The 15,007-nt window shown below is 67.0% G+C and carries 10 protein-coding genes; 5 read left to right on the top strand and 5 right to left on the bottom strand.

Translation table 11 applies throughout. The features are described 5' to 3' along the window. Positions 1–16: 16 nt before the first annotated feature. The gene (locus ACFQ2S_RS02330; protein ID WP_386072381.1) at positions 17–1,834 is read left to right on the top strand and encodes an ABCB family ABC transporter ATP-binding protein/permease; all 1,818 of its coding nucleotides are present in this window, start codon (positions 17–19) and stop codon (positions 1,832–1,834) included. 29 nt (positions 1,835–1,863) lie between these two features. Continuing rightward, positions 1,864–2,814 carry a hypothetical protein gene (locus ACFQ2S_RS02325; RefSeq protein WP_386072380.1) on the top strand — a complete coding sequence of 317 codons (951 nt, stop codon included), beginning with the start codon at positions 1,864–1,866 and terminating at the stop codon, positions 2,812–2,814. Between the two features lie 45 nt (positions 2,815–2,859). Here ACFQ2S_RS02325 and ACFQ2S_RS02320 read toward each other — a convergent pair whose 3' ends face one another. After that, positions 2,860–6,657: an efflux RND transporter permease subunit gene (locus tag ACFQ2S_RS02320; RefSeq protein ID WP_386072379.1), complete on the bottom strand. Its 3,798-nt coding sequence runs from the start codon at positions 6,655–6,657 to the stop codon at positions 2,860–2,862. Positions 6,658–6,694: 37 nt separating this feature from the next. Next, positions 6,695–7,957 (bottom strand): efflux RND transporter periplasmic adaptor subunit, encoded by a 1,263-nt coding sequence (locus ACFQ2S_RS02315; RefSeq protein ID WP_386072377.1) that lies wholly within the window; start codon positions 7,955–7,957, stop codon positions 6,695–6,697. Between the two features lie 303 nt (positions 7,958–8,260). Between ACFQ2S_RS02315 and ACFQ2S_RS02310 the strand changes: the two genes are divergently transcribed. The 3 genes from ACFQ2S_RS02310 (at position 8,261) to der (ending at position 11,879) form a co-directional block, all read left to right on the top strand. Beyond that, complete coding sequence (locus ACFQ2S_RS02310) at positions 8,261–8,920, top strand: hypothetical protein (protein ID WP_386072376.1); 660 nt, start codon at positions 8,261–8,263, stop codon at positions 8,918–8,920. Between the two features lie 81 nt (positions 8,921–9,001). Beyond that, positions 9,002–10,354, top strand: coding sequence for a PQQ-like beta-propeller repeat protein (locus tag ACFQ2S_RS02305; RefSeq protein ID WP_386072375.1), 1,353 nt, complete (start codon positions 9,002–9,004; stop codon positions 10,352–10,354). Between the two features lie 58 nt (positions 10,355–10,412). Next, positions 10,413–11,879: a ribosome biogenesis GTPase Der gene (gene der, locus ACFQ2S_RS02300; RefSeq protein ID WP_386072373.1), complete on the top strand. Its 1,467-nt coding sequence runs from the start codon at positions 10,413–10,415 to the stop codon at positions 11,877–11,879. Positions 11,880–11,885: 6 nt separating this feature from the next. Here der and ACFQ2S_RS02295 read toward each other — a convergent pair whose 3' ends face one another. From ACFQ2S_RS02295 to serS, 3 genes are all read right to left on the bottom strand, one after another. After that, entirely contained in the window at positions 11,886–12,623 is a 738-nt protein-coding gene (locus ACFQ2S_RS02295) for a hypothetical protein (RefSeq protein WP_386072371.1), read from the bottom strand. Positions 12,624–12,661: 38 nt separating this feature from the next. Continuing rightward, positions 12,662–13,552 carry a sulfotransferase gene (locus tag ACFQ2S_RS02290; RefSeq protein WP_386072369.1) on the bottom strand — a complete coding sequence of 297 codons (891 nt, stop codon included), beginning with the start codon at positions 13,550–13,552 and terminating at the stop codon, positions 12,662–12,664. A gap of 85 nt (positions 13,553–13,637) precedes the next feature. Next, a complete protein-coding gene (gene serS / locus ACFQ2S_RS02285) occupies positions 13,638–14,930 on the bottom strand; it encodes a serine--tRNA ligase (protein ID WP_386072367.1) in 1,293 nt (430 codons plus the stop codon). Positions 14,931–15,007: the final 77 nt, after the last annotated feature.

The raw sequence follows: 15,007 nt of genomic DNA, 5'->3' as shown, positions 1-15,007 counted from the left end.
CATTAAAGGGCGACCCATGGACGAGCAGATCGAGCGCCAGGAACGGCAGCGCGGCTTGAAGGTGCTGCGCGACGTTGCGCCCTACCTCTGGCCCGAGGGCGAGACCGGGGTGAAGGTCCGCGTGGTGACCGCGCTGGTGATCCTGCTGCTGGCGAAGCTGGTCGCGGTGACGACGCCATTCTTCTACAAGGGCGCGGTGGATGCGCTCGCCGGCGACAGCCCCGACGGGGCCACGATGCTGGCGCTCGGCGCGGTTGGGCTGACCGTCGCCTATGGCGTGGTGCGGTTGATGAACATCGCGTTGCAGCAACTGCGCGACGTGGTCTTTGCCCGGGTAAGCCAGGGCGCGCTGCGCAAGCTGGCACTGCGCACCTTCCGGCATATCCACGCGCTCAGCCTGCGCTATCACATCAGCCGCAAGACCGGGGCCTTGAGCCGGATCATGGAGCGCGGGGTGAAGGGCGTCTCCTTCCTGCTGCGGTTCCTGCTGTTCTCCATCGGGCCGCTTCTGCTGGAGCTGATCCTGGTCTGCGGCATCCTCGTGACGCTCTTCGACTGGCGCTTCCTGGCCGTGCTGGTGGTGACCATCGTACTCTATGTCTGGTTCACTTTCGCCATCACCGAATGGCGGGTCCGGATCCGCCGCGAGATGAACGAGCAGGACAACGAGGCCAACCAGCGGGCCATCGATTCGCTGCTGAACTTCGAGACGGTGAAATACTTCGGCGCCGACCGCCGCGAGGCGGAGCGTTACGACGAGGCCATGGCGGGCTACGAAACGGCGGCGCTCAAGACGGCCTATTCTCTGGCGCTGATCAACCTGGGGCAGGGGATCATCATCAACGGCGGGCTGGTTATCGTCATGGTGATGGCGGCGCGCGGCGTCGCCGCAGGCGAATTCACGGTTGGCGACTTCGTGATGGTCAACGCCTACATGATCCAGATCATCATGCCGCTGAACTTCCTCGGCACGGTCTATCGCGAGATCCGCCAGAGCCTGGTGGACATGGGGCAGATGTTCGATCTTCTGGAGCAGCCGGCCGAGGTCGTCGACCGCCCCGGCGCGCCGGATCTGAAGGTTTCCGGCGGGGAGGTCGTCTTTGATGATGTCCATTTCTCCTACGATCCGGAGCGGCCGATCCTCAAGGGGGTTTCGCTCACGGTTCCAGCGGGCCGCTCGCTGGCGATCGTCGGGCCGACCGGGTCGGGCAAGTCGACCATCGGGCGGCTGCTGTTCCGGTTCTACGATGTCGACGGAGGCGCGCTTCGGATCGACGGGCAGGACGTGCGCGAGGTGACCCAGCATTCCCTGCATTGCGCGATCGGCGTGGTGCCGCAGGACACGGTGCTGTTCAACGACACGATCTGGTACAACATCGCCTACGGCCGTCCGGACGCCAGCAGCGAAGAGGTGGAAGAGGCTGCGCGGGCGGCGGAGATCCATGACTTCGTGATGACGCTGCCCAAGGGGTACGACACGCTTGTCGGCGAGCGCGGCCTGAAGCTCTCGGGCGGCGAGAAGCAGCGGGTGGGGATCGCCCGGACGATCCTCAAGAACCCGCCGATCCTGCTGCTGGACGAGGCGACCTCGGCGCTCGACACCCGTACCGAGCAGGGCATCCAGGCCTCGCTGGCGCGGATGGGGCAGGGGCGCACGGTGATCATGATCGCGCACCGGCTCTCGACCATCGTGGAGGCCGACGAGATCGTGGTGCTGGAAGCGGGCGAGGTGGTGGAGCGAGGCAGCCACGCGCAGCTTCTGGCAGAGAACGGGCGATACGCGGGCCTGTGGCTGACACAACGGGCGGAGAGCGAAGGTGCGGATGCCGCCTGAGCGCGGCAGGGTCATGAAGGGATGGGACAATGTCCTATTCAGAACCACCGGCAGCGTATTCGGGGCATTTCTCGGCCTTCTTCGATCGGTTCGTCGTTCCTAATCTGCCGCCTCCGGACCGGGTCGAGGCCTTCGACGCATTGTTGCGGAACTACCTTGGATCGGACGATCCACTCCATGTGGTGCGGGTCGCGGGAGACCAGGTCCGCGGGGAGGTTTGTTTCACGGACGCGGGCGCGCGAATTCTTCCCACCGACAATATGCCCGTCTGGTGGATTCAGGCAGTCCTGCGGTCAGGGGAACCGCTGCCGGAAGACTCGGCGGCCCTGTTCGAACGGATCCCAGCCCACATGTTCAGGGCGCCACGGGATCGGGAATATCTGAATGGGGCAGGGTATCACGCGGCACACCTGATCCCTGCGAAGAATGGTCAAACGGACTGGCGGTCGTGGTCACGGGAAGAGCTACGGTTGCGGACGCTCGCGAACGTCCATCCCTGCAATGTCACTCTCGTCGCAAAGGCTTGCTGGCACCGACATGGCGGACGGAAGGATATCATCGAATGGGTGGTCCGTCGATACGCCGAACTCTATGGCGGTTGCTGTGTGCGTCTCTTTCGAGATCTGGGCGGCGACATGCCAACGGACCGCTGCCCTAACGATCCCCAGAATTCCTATGAAACCGCTCCCGGCGCGAGGAATGAGCGGCGTAGCCGAGAAACCAAAGCAAGCTCGCGTGCGCTGCGGTCTTTACGGGTGGGGCGTGTGAAGCTGGTGCACCGACCCTGGATCAGGCTGGATTGGAAAGCGTCGGATGTTGTCCTGGATCTCAGACTGCCCGACGCTCGGTATGTCGTTCCGCATGACGCGTTGCTCGATTGGGTTGCCCGATCGACCAGCGCTTGCTCCAGCGCCAGCTGGCTGGAAAAGGGCCATTACCACTGGCCTCGGCCGTCGCGCGCGATGCTGGAGTTTCTGTAACCGTTCCGGGCGCCGCCGATCGTGTGAGCGGCGGCGACCCTGTCGTTACTCGGCCGCGCGCGGGGCGGCGTGGTTCGGGTCCTCGGGCCGGTCAGAATCTTCGTTGCCCTGGCCTCCCGGTGTCTCGGGTGCTTCTGACATGTCCGCGTCGCCTTCGGTCCCGTCGGGGGTGTCTTCCGTCTTCTCGCCGCCTGCGTCCCGATGGGGCGGGGCCAGTTGTTGCGGGTTGGCGCCGGCAAGGACGAGGTCCGGGGTCCAGACGAACTCGGGGGCGGAGACGCGGCTGGCGGCGCGGGTCAGGGTCCAGTCCTGTGCCGCGCGGCTCTTGCGGCCGCCAGCCACCGCGCCGACAAGGTGCAGCCCGCCATAGGCGCCCTTCCAGAACCACACTCGTGCGGCAAGCATGGCGGGGGTGAAGACCAGCGTCAGCACCGTCGCGATGCCGAGGCCGAAGACGACGGCGGTAGCGAGCTGTTTCCACCAGAGCGCGGTCGGGCTGTCGATAGAGTAGCCGCCGTTGAAGAAGTCCAGCGACAGGCCGAACATCATCGGCGTGAGGCCGGCCATCGTGGTGATCGTGGTCAGCAGCACCGGGCGCAGCCTCTGTTCGGCGGTGCGCGCGATGGCCTCGAGCCGAGGCATGTACTGGCTGAATTCCTGGTAGGTGTCGATCAGCACGATGTTGTTGTTCACCACGATCCCGGCCAGCGCGACGATCCCGGTGCCGGTCATGATGATCGAGAAGGGCTGGCCCATCACCAGCATGCCGATCAGTACGCCGGTGGTGGAGAGCACCACCGCGAGCAGCACGAGCACGGCGTTGTAGAGGCTGTTGAACTGGGTGAGCAGGATCACGAACATCAGCCCGAGCGCGCCGGCGAAGGCGGTCATCAGGAAGGCTTGGCTTTCCTGCTGCTCTTCCTCGTCGCCGGTCCATTGCCAGCCGATGTCTTCGGGCAGAGGGGTATCCTCCTGCAGCCAGCGGGTGATCTCGCCGATCCGCTCGGTGGCATTGATCGGCACCACCGAGAGCCCGTCGCGCGCGATCTGTTCGCGGATCGAGGGGCGGGTGGTGGTGGCATCGGAGGGGACGACGTCGACCGTCTCGCCATCGCCGTTGACCAGCTTCACGAGGCCCGGCGTCACGTCGGCGCGCAGGTCGTAGTAGCGCTGACCGTCGACCCGGTCGATGCGGGAGAGCTTGGGCACCGGCTTGCGGGTGATGAAGTTCGACAGGGGCACCAGCCCGTCGATGGTCCGGACCTTGAGGGAGTCGAGCGTCGACAGCAGCCGGTCCTGCTCGGGCAGGCGCACGCGGATGTCGATCTCCTCGTCGGAGGTGTCGACCCGCATCGTGTCGAGCAGGATGCCGCGGGTGACGAGCTGCACCATCGCTCCCACCGTGGCCACGTCGGCGCCATAACGGCCGGCCTTCTCGACGTCGACGTCGATCTGCCAGTCGATGCCGGGCAGGGGGAGCGTGTCGTCGATGTCGATCAGGCCCGGCATTTCCTCGAAACGGGCGCGGGTGATCTCGACCGCCTCGCGCAGGTTCGACCAGTCGTCGCCGGTCAGCCGCAGGTGGACCGGCTTGCCGGAGCCGGGGCCCATCGCGAGGTTGAGCGTCTCGGTGTAGATGCCGGGGATCTGTTCCAGCTTGGACTGGATCCGTTCGAGCACCAGGTCGCCGTCGAGCTCCGGCTGGTCGCGCCGGTCCTCCCAGCGGATCAGCTCGATCTGGATCTGGCCGATAGTGTCCCGCGGGCTGCTGGCGCCGCCGGTGTTGGCATTGAGCCCGCCCTCGCCGGCAAAGGCGAAGGCGCTGTCGACGCCGGGTTCCTGGCGCACGATCTGCTCGACCTGATGGACCAGCGCGTCCTTCTCCTCGAGGCTGAGGTTTCCGCGGGCGCGGACATAGACGATGGCCTGCTCGGGCTCTGCTTCGACAAAGAACTCCACGCCGTTGTTGTTGGCGCCGAAATATTGAAACGTCGCCATTACGAAAAAGGCAACGCCGGCGATCACCACCAGCGGCATGACCGGGTTGTTGGTGAGTAGCCGGATCACCCAGCCAAAGGCGGTGCGCTGGTAACCGGCGCGGACACGCTGGCTGCGCCACTGCACCTTAGCGGCGTCCATCGTGATCGAGGTGGCGAAGGCGCCGAGCACCAGGAGCACGGCGCCGAGGATTCGCCCGGGCGCGCCGATCGAGCCGCCATCCGCCGGGGCGGGCAGGATGTAGCCCGGGTTCAGCACCTGCATCGCGCCGAGGAACAGCAGGTACATCGAGGGCAGGATCAACGCCGCGCGGACGATCCAGGGCCAGCGGCGCAGCCCCTCCGCGATGCGGTGGAAGGTGCGGGCGAGCCGGCCCGAGACACCGCCGATCACCGGCAGGAACACCAGCGCCACGATCAGCGAGGCCGAGAGCACGAAGATCAGCGTGATCGGCAGCATCTTCATGAATTCGCCCGAGACCCCCGGCCAGAACAGCATCGGCAGGAAGGCGCAGAGCGTGGTGGCTGTGGAGCTGACGATCGGCCAGAACATCCGCTTGGACGCCTCGACATAGGCGTGCATCGGGCCCGTGCCCTGCTGGATGCGCTTGTCGGCGTATTCCACGACCACGATGGCGCCGTCGACCAGCATCCCCACGGCGAGGATTAGGCCGAACATCACCATGTTGGAGATCGCCACGTCCATCAGCGCGAGGAAGCCAAAGCAGAGCAGGAAGGAGGTCGGGATGGCGAAGCCCACCAGCAGCGACGGACGCGGCCCGAGCGCAGCCAGCACCACGATCATCACGAGGCCGATGGCGGTCAGCACCGAGCCCTCGAGCTGGCTGACCATGGATTCCACCTGCACCGACTGGTCGTTGGAGGCGCCGACGACGATCGCCTCCTGCAGCTCCGGCGGCCACTTGGCCTTTTCCTCCTGGATCGTCTGGCGCACCAGGGCAGCCATATCGATCACGTTGTAGCCCTTGCGCTTGACCACCTGCAGCGCGACCGTCTTTTCGCCGTCGAAGCGGGCGGTGCCGGTGCGATCCTCAAAGGTGAGCGAGATCGTCGCCAGATCGCCCAGCGTGATGACCGAATCGCCGTTCACCTTGACCGGGATGCCGTAGATGTCGGCCGTGGTCTCGAAGGAGGAGGGGATCTTGACCGAGAAGGCGCTGCCCTCGGTTTCGACCTCGCCGGCGGCGATGAGCTGGTTGTTGTTGACCACGGCGTTGATCAGTTCGCCGGCGGTGACGTTGTAGGCCTCGAGCTTCAGCGGGTCGATGGTGACCTCGACCATCTCGTCGCGGTGGCCGGTCAGCGCGGCCTCCAGCACCGGCTCCAGCCGCTCGAGCCTGTCCTGCAGGTCGTTGGCGATGCGCAGCAGGGTCCGTTCCGGCAGCGGGCCGGAGAGGTTCACGATGATGATCGGGAACTCGGAGAAGTTGAACTCGTCGACCGTGTAGTTCTCGGCGCCCTCGGGAAAGTTCGCCTCGGCCTTGTTCATGGCCGCGCGGACGTCGGCGAGGGTGGCGGACTTGTCCCAGCCGAATTCGAATTCGAGGACGAGGTTGGCATAGCCCTCGACAGCGGTGCCGGTCATCCGGTCGAGCCCGTCGAGATCCGACATCTCGGTCTCCATCGGCTTGACCAGCAGCTTCTCGGCATCCTCGGCGGAGATGCCGGGGAAGGGGACCGAGATGAAGACGGCCGGGATCTCGATGTCTGGCTCACCCTCCTTGGGCAGGTTGATGTAGGTCATCGCCCCCGCCACGATGGAGAGCAGGATGATCCCGATGATCATGCGGGTGTGATGCGAGGCCCAGTCGACGATGCCGGTCATGTCTTCGGGATCTCCCTTTATGCCGATCCGCGAGGGGTCATTGCAGGACGTCTTCGCGATAGGTGACGTCGATCGGCACGCCGTCGGTCACGTATTCCTGGCCCACGACGATGATGTCGACATTGGTCTCGAGCCCGGTGACCCAGATGCCCTCGGTCGTGTCGCGCAGGAAATCGACCGGGACAAAGGCCGCGACCGGCCCGCTTCCGTCTTCGGCCTGCGCCACCGTCCGCAGCCCTAGCGCGCCGGAATCGTCGAGCGTCAGGGCGGAGCCGGGCACGAGGTGCGCGGTCTCGCCGGCGGCGGCGATGGCGATGTCGGCGGTCTGGCCGTCGCGGATCGACAGGTTGGTGTTGGGAACCTGAACCTCGACCCGGAAGGTGCGGGTCTGGCTGTCCGCGGAGCGCGACAGGAAGGTCACCTCGCCCGAGACCTCCGCGCCCGACACGAGACGGGCGGAGGCGGGGGAACCAACGGCGATCTTGTCCACCTGGGTTTCGGACACGAAGCCCACCAGCTTGATCGGATCGAGCTGGATCACCGTGGCGCAGGAGGAGCCGGCCTGCATCAGCGCGCCCAGCTCCGCCGTGTCGGTCTCCAGCAGGCCGTCGAAGGGCGCCTCGATGGTGAGCCGGTCAATCTCCTTTTCGGCCAGCGCCACGGCGGCGGCCGCAGCCTCGACCGTCGATGTTGCAGAATCCAGCCCCGAATTTGCGAATTCCAGGGCCGCCCGGGCGGAAGACACGGCCGCCTTGGTAGAGGCGACGCGGGTCTCGGAGGCAAAACCGCCCTCGATCAGCCGGCTGGCGGCGCGGTCGTTGATTTCGGCCTCTTCCAGCAGCGCCTGCGCCTCGATCAGCCGCGCTTCGGCGACGGGAACTCCGGCGCGGGCGGATGCAAGCCGCGCCCGCGCTTCCGAGAGCTGCGCCTCGCGCGTGCCCGGATCGATCTGGCAGAGCAACTGCCCCGCAGTGACGAAGGTCCCTTTGCGGAGCGGTTCGGAGATGATCTGCCCGGAGGTCTCGGCCCGCACCTCGACTTGACGCGCCGCCTCGGTGCGCCCGCGCAGGGTGACCGCATTGTCGATCACGCGGGCTGTGGAGGCGATGGCCACGACGGAGACGCGCGTCTCTGTCTCGGCTGCCTGCGGTTTGACTTCGGGCTGCGGCGCCTCGTCGGTGCTGACGGCGGTTTCCGGCTGGTCGAGGCCGGCAAAGCGGAGGACCGACTCGCGTTCCATCACGAGGAAGTAGATGATCGCCGCTACTAGGGCGGCGATAAGGACAGAAAACCACCTCATCGGAGCGCGCCTTTTCCTATTCGAGCAATATACAAAACTCTGGTCTCAGATGTGCCCTAGGGGCTGCGAAGGCAAGTCTCAAGACCGACGTTCCAGGTTCCGACAAGAGTGACGCACCGTAAGACGCGGCCGATCAGGTCACCGTATCGGCGATTTGCACGGTATCATAGCGGCTGACCGGAGCGGATGAACGGGCACCCATTGCCGTAGGGCTTGGCATCGGCTTGGGCTTCGGGGTAAGAGGGGGCGTTTCACAGGGCGCCGTCGGGCCGACATTCCGACGCCGCAACAGGACGGTATCGCATGAGCCAGGCAGACAGTTTCATCGACGAAGTCAACGAGGCGGTGCGCCGAGACAAGCTGTACGGAACGCTGCGGCGCTACGGCTGGATCGGAGTGCTTCTCGTGCTGCTGATCGTCGGCGGAGCGGCCTGGAACGAATACAGCAAGGCCTCCCAGAACGCCAAGGCGCAGGCACTCGGCGACACGCTGATGACCGAACTGCAGAAGCCCGAGGCGGCGGATCGCCTCGCCGGGCTCGAGACCGTACAGGCGGAGGGCGACCTCAAGGCGCTGGTCGACCTTCTGACAGCGGCCGAGCTTCTCGGTCAGGAAGATCCCGAGGCGGCGGCGGAGGTTCTGCGCCCGGTCGCGGCGGATCCGGCGCTGCCGGCGGTCTATGGCGATCTCGCGGCCTACAAGATGCTGCTGCTCGGGGATGTGGCCTTTGACCAGACAGAGCGCGCGCAGGTGCTGGACCGCCTGGCCCAGCCGGGCGCGCCCTATCGCAACCTCGCGATGGAGCAGAAGGCGCTCGACCTTGCGGCGGCGGGTGACACCGAGGCCGCGCTTGCGGCGGCCCGCGCCCTGCTCGAGGAAAACGGGCTGACCCAGAGCCTTTTCCAGCGGGTCAATCAATTGATCGTGACGCTCGGCGAGGAGCCCGGCGACGCGAATGGCTGAACGGCCGACGGCTCGGGCTTTCCGGTTGGGCTCCGGCCTGTCGGAACGGTCTGCGACGGGCGAAGAACGAGGGAATGAGCGGTGAAGGCACTGGCATCGACGATTGGGTGTTTCGCCCTGGCCATGGCTCTTGCGGGCTGCGAGCGTGAAACGCCGCTCCCTGGCGAGCGGCTCGAGATCCGTTCGCCGGAGGCTATGGCGATCGTGGGCGCGGAGGGGGCTCCCGCGATTCAGGGCGTCACGCCCGCCTCTGCGACCCGGCGCGACGTGCCCTTCTCCATGCCCGGCCAGGTGAACCATGCCGCCTGGACCCATCGCGGTGGCTCGCCCACGCACAGGCTCAGCCATCCCGCACTTGGCACCAACTTGACCCAGGTCTGGTCGGCCGACATCGGCGCGGGCGAAACCCGCAAGGCCAAGATCACCGCGGATCCGGTCGTTGCCGACGGCCGCATCTTCGCGATGGACGCGGAGAGCACCGTGACGGCGCTCTCGACCGGCGGCGGGACGCTGTGGTCCCGCAACCTGACGCCGTCGCGCGAGCGGACCGGTGAGGCCTCCGGCGGCGGCCTGGCGATCTCCGGCGGCCGGCTCTACGTCACCACCGGATTCGGCCAGATGTTCGCGCTCGACCCCGCCACGGGGCAGGTGGTCTGGACGCAAGGCTTCGATGCCCCGGTTTCCGGTGCGCCGACCGTGCAGGGCGATCTTGTCTATGTCAGCAGTCGCGACAACCGCGCCTTCGCCGTGCGCGCCTCCAACGGGCGGCTCCTTTGGGAATTGCCGGTCGCGCCGACCAGTTCGGTCACCGTCAACGGGGCAGGGCCGGCGGTGACCAGCCGTCTCGCCGTCTTCCCCTTCGGCTCGGCCGAACTGGTGGCGGCGCTGCGGCAGGGCGGCATCCGGATCTGGAGCTCCACCCTTGCGGGCCAGCGCCGCGGCCGGGCCTATGCGGGCGTCAGCGACATCTCCTCCGATCCCGTCGTGGTCGGCGACACGCTCTACGCGGGTTCGCCCTCGGGCCGGATCGCGGCGATCGACATCAACAGCGGCGACCGGATCTGGACGGCGACCGAGGGCGCGATGAGCCCGGTCGTGGTCGAGGGCGGATCGGTCTTCGCGGTGACCGACATCCAGCAGCTTGTGCGGCTGGACGCCGGCACGGGCGAGCTGATCTGGGCCACAGACCTTCCCGGCTTCAAGGCCAAGAAGCCGAAACGCTTCCAGGCGGTCTATGCCCATTACGGTCCGGTTCTGGCCGGCGGGCGGCTGATCGTGGCGTCCGACGACGGCAACCTGCGCAGCTTCGACCCGCGCTCCGGCGCGCTGATCTCGGCCGTGCCGATCCCCGATGGCGCGACGACCAATCCGGTCGTGGTCAACCGGACGCTCTACGTGGTCAACACCAAGGGGCAACTCCTCGCTTTCCGTTGAGGGCAGGCTCGTGTAAAGGGATCGGTCTGACCCGAGTCCCCTGACCCGCGAGCATGCAATGAGTTTCACCCTGGCCCTTGTGGGCCGCCCGAACGTCGGAAAATCGACCCTGTTCAACCGCCTTGTCGGCAAGCGTCTTGCGCTGGTCGACGATCAGCCGGGCGTGACCCGCGACCTGCGCGAAGGCGAGGCGCGGCTGGGAGATTTGCGTTTCACGGTGATCGACACCGCCGGTCTGGAAGAGGCCACCGACGAGAGCCTGCAGGGCCGCATGCGCCGCCTGACCGAGAGGGCGGTGGAGATGGCCGATGTGTGTCTCTTTATCCTCGACGCCCGCGAGGGGGTGACGCCCGCCGACGAGGTCTTTACCGACATCCTGCGCCGCAAGTCGGCGCATGTGCTGCTCGCGGCGAACAAGGCCGAGAGCAATGCCAGCGATGCCGGTGTCTACGAGGCCTACGGGCTGGGCCTGGGCGATCCGATCCGGATCTCGGCCGAGCATGGCGAGGGGATGGCCGACCTGCACGCGGCGCTGATGCCGCTGGCCGACGCCTTCGAGGAGCGCGCGGCGGCGGAGGCGCCGGAGGTGGACGTGGAGTTGCCCGAGGGCGATGAGTTCGAGGGCGAGGACGCCGCTGCGCGCATCACCGCCGCGAAGCCGTTGCAGGTCGCCGTCGTCGGCCGCCCCAATGCGGGAAAATCGACCCTTATCAACAAGATATTGGGCGAAGATCGCCTGTTGACCGGCCCCGAGGCAGGTATCACCCGCGACGCGATTTCGCTGCCGATCAACTGGAACGGCACGCCGATGCGGATCTTCGATACCGCCGGGATGCGCAAGAAGGCCAAGGTGCAGGAGAAGCTGGAGAAGCTTTCCGTCTCCGACGGTCTGCGCGCGGTGAAGTTCGCCGAAGTCGTGGTTGTCCTTCTCGACGTGGAGATCCCCTTCGAGCAGCAGGACCTGCGGATCGCCGACCTCGCGGAGCGCGAAGGGCGCGCGGTGGTGGTCGCGGTCAACAAGTGGGACCTGGAGGACGAGAAGCAGGCCAAGCTGGCCGGGCTCAAGGAGGCCTTCGAGCGGTTGCTGCCACAGCTCAAGGGCGCGCCGCTGATCACCGTTTCGGCCAAGACGGGCCGGGGCCTCGACCGGCTGCACGAGGCGATCGTCCGGGCGCATGACACCTGGAACCGCCGGGTGACGACGGCCAAGCTGAACCTCTGGCTCGCGGGCATGATGGAGGCGCACCCGCCACCGGCGCCGCAGGGCAAGCGGATCAAGCTGCGCTACATGACCCAGGTCAAGACCCGGCCGCCGGCGTTCGTCGTGATGGCGTCCTTCCCGGAGAAATTGCCGGACAGCTACAAGCGCTATCTTGTCAATGGCTTGCGGGAGGATTTTGACATGCCCGGCACGCCGATCCGGCTGACCTTCCGCAGCCAGTCCGACAAGAACCCCTACAAGGATCGCAAGAAGTCCACGCCTTCGCGTCTGCGAAAGCACCTCGGGAAGAAGCCGCTCGGCTGAACCTGCTCAGCGCACCGCGCGGAGGGTCCGGGCGGCGATGAGGCCCGCGGCGGCGAGCGCGAGCAGCGCCAGGAGCCACTGGCCGCCGAAGTTCGACACGGCGACCGCGATCAGCGCCCAGATCACGCCGAGGGCATGGAACCAGCTGCCCGGGCGGCGCTGCTGGACCCAGAGCGCGATGCCGGTGGCCAGCGCGAGCGCGATGACCGCCCAGATCGTCTGGCCGAAGACGATCCCGTAGCCCGCGCCGAGCAGCGCCAGCGAGACGCAGGAGGCCGCCGTCAGCCAGCCCGCGAAGAGCTCGATGGGCGCGCCGAGGAGCCACGGATCCTGTGCGCGCGGAGCTGACAGCATCGCCGCGAGGGCGCCGCCGAGCATCACGAAGATCAGGATTGTCGCCCAGATCGGGCTGAAGCTCGCCACCGAGAGCCAGGCTGTGCCGGGCACCAGCGCGACCATCAGGGGCCAGCGCGGCGCGTCCCAGGCCGGATCATCGGCGCGCGCCACCAGGCCGTAAACCGCGTGGACCACCAGCCAGAGATAGATCACGCCCCAGATCGCGAAGGCATAGCCGGCCGGCTGCGCCGGTGCGTCGACCTGCGGGATCGGGAAAAGGGTGGGATCGAAGCCGTTGAAGGGCACGAAGGCGGGTGCCGCGGCAAAAGCGGCGGCCGCCGTCACCAGCAGGATCGCTTTCATCTTCCCGGGGCTGTCGCCCGACGGGTCCTGAAGGGGGTCGCTCATGTCACTGCCTCGCTGGTGTTGCGCCGGGCAGCGGGCGATCAGGCTGCGGTCCAGAGCCTGTCGATCCGTTCCGCGCCGAAACGCTCCCGGCAGAAATCGTAGGTGTCGCTGTAGAAGGCGCGGACCGTTGCCACGTCCTCGGCCGCCGGCTCGCTGTCACGCGGAGAGCTGTTGGCCATGTGCTCGAAATTGGGAGCGACATGAGGAATGTCAAGGAACCGGCAGAGATCCTGCGTGACCTCGGTGCGGAAGAAATCCTCGTAGATCCCGAGGTAGAGCTCGTCCGGGGCAAAGGCGGCTTCGAGCGCGGGGATGGTGCGTTCGTAGCGGGTGCGGATCTCGCACCAATGGCTCACGGCCTCGGTCGCCAGCCGCTCGCGAGCCGGGCGGTGGATCGCGCCGCCGTCGTCCTTGCGGTTGCGGTCGGCCATGCGCAAGGCGGAATAGCAGCGCTCGACCGGGTCGCGCATCAGGAAGACGACGCGGGGGCGGAACCCGGCGCCGGTGATCCATTCGCGGATCGTGCGGAAGTTGTCCGCCGAGAGCCCGGCATATTCGGGCGTGATGTCGCCAAAGAGCCGCGCGTTGGGATGATCAGCCCGCATCTGCTTGAAGTGGCGCATGTAGCGCCGGGGCTCGAACTGCATCGCGATCGAATCCATCAGCGCCACCAGGGCCTTGGACTCGGCCTTGGGCTTCCCCTCCTGGATGTTCCGGATCTGCCGGGTGGCGGAGTTCACCAGCCGTTGCAGGCGCACTTCGCGGGCCTTGGGGAAATCGGCTTCGGTGAAGTGGACATTGAAGAAGCCGAGTTCCTTCTCGGCGCTCATCGCGCAGTCGGGATGCTTGCGCAGGTAGGAATAGAGCCAGGTGGTGCCGGATTTCTGCGCGCCGACGCCAAGGATGAAGACGGGATCATTGGTGGCCATGCCGGAGCCCTCTGCTGCGATAGGTGGACGCCCCCGGGGGAGCGTGCGGCGGCCGCCCGGGGAGGGCGGCCGCGCGTCGTCTCCGTCAGGCCAGCAGGCCTTCGGCGGTGATCCGTGTCTTGCCGCCGAGCCATTGGTGCAGCGCCTGCGGCAGCAGCACCGAGCCGTCTTCCTGCTGGCCGTTCTCCAGCACCGCGATCAGGCAGCGGCCGACGGCGAGGCCGGAGCCGTTCAGTGTGTGCACGAATTCCGGCTTGCCGCCGCCCTCGGGGCGGAACCGGGCGTTCATGCGCCGGGCCTGGAAGTCGCCGCAGACCGAGACCGAGGAGATCTCGCGGTAGGTGTTCTGCCCGGGCAGCCAGACCTCGATGTCGTGGGTCTTGCGCGAGCCGAAGCCCATGTCGCCGGTGCAGAGCACGATGGTGCGGTAGGGCAGGCCGAGCGCCTCCAGGATGCCCTCGGCGCAGCGGGTCATGCGCGCGTGCTCGTCGAGGCTCTTCTCGGGATGGGTGATGGAGACCATCTCGACCTTCTCGAACTGGTGCTGGCGCAGCATGCCCGAGGTGTCCTTGCCCGCGCTGCCGGCCTCCGAGCGGAAGCAGAGCGAATGGGCGACGTAGCGACGGGGCAGGTAGCCTTCCTCGACGATCACGTCGTTGACGATGTTGGTGAGCGTGACCTCGGAGGTCGGGATCAGCCACCAGCCCTCGCGCAACAGGTAGCTGTCGTCGCCGAACTTGGGCAGCTGGCCGGTGCCGAACATCATCTCCTCGCGCACCATGACCGGGCCGTTGACTTCCGTCAGCCCGTTCTCGGTTGTGTGGGTGTCGAGCATGAACTGCGCAAGCGCACGGTGAACGCGGGCGACCGCGCCCGACATCAGCACGAAACGGGAGCCGGCGAGCTTGGCCGCGGTCTCGAAATCCATGCCGTCCTGCACGGCGGCGAGCTGGTAATGCTCCTTCGGTTCGAAATCGAAGGCGCGCGGCTCGCCCCAGCGGCGGATCTCGACGTTGTCGTTCTCGTCCGCGCCGGTCGGCACCTCGTCGAGCGGCAGGTTGGGCAGGCTGACCAGCAGGTCGCGCAGGCGCGCGTCCTCGGTCTTGGCCTCTTCCTCGAGCCGGGCGATCTCGTCTTTCTTCTCCGCCACCAGCGCGCGGAGCCGTTCGAACTCCGCCTCGTCGCCCTTGGCCTTGGCCGCGCCCACCTGCTTGGAGGCGGCGTTGCGTTCGGCCAGCGCGGCCTCGGCGGCGGCGATCTTCTCGCGGCGCGCGGCATCGACGGCCAGGATCTCCGACGACATCGCCGAAACGCCCAGACGCGCCAGTCCGGCGTCGAAGGTTTCGGGGTGTTCGCGGATGAAGCGAATGTCGTGCATCGGGTTTCTCCTTGGCCCTTCGTATCAGGTGCAGCCGCGTCATGCCGCAAAGCGGCGCGAAGGGAAAGGGGGAAGGG

This window comes from Tropicimonas aquimaris (assembly GCF_042676185.1).
Taxonomy (GTDB): domain Bacteria; phylum Pseudomonadota; class Alphaproteobacteria; order Rhodobacterales; family Rhodobacteraceae; genus Tropicimonas; species Tropicimonas aquimaris.
This window is presented reverse-complemented; position numbering and strand designations above follow the sequence as displayed.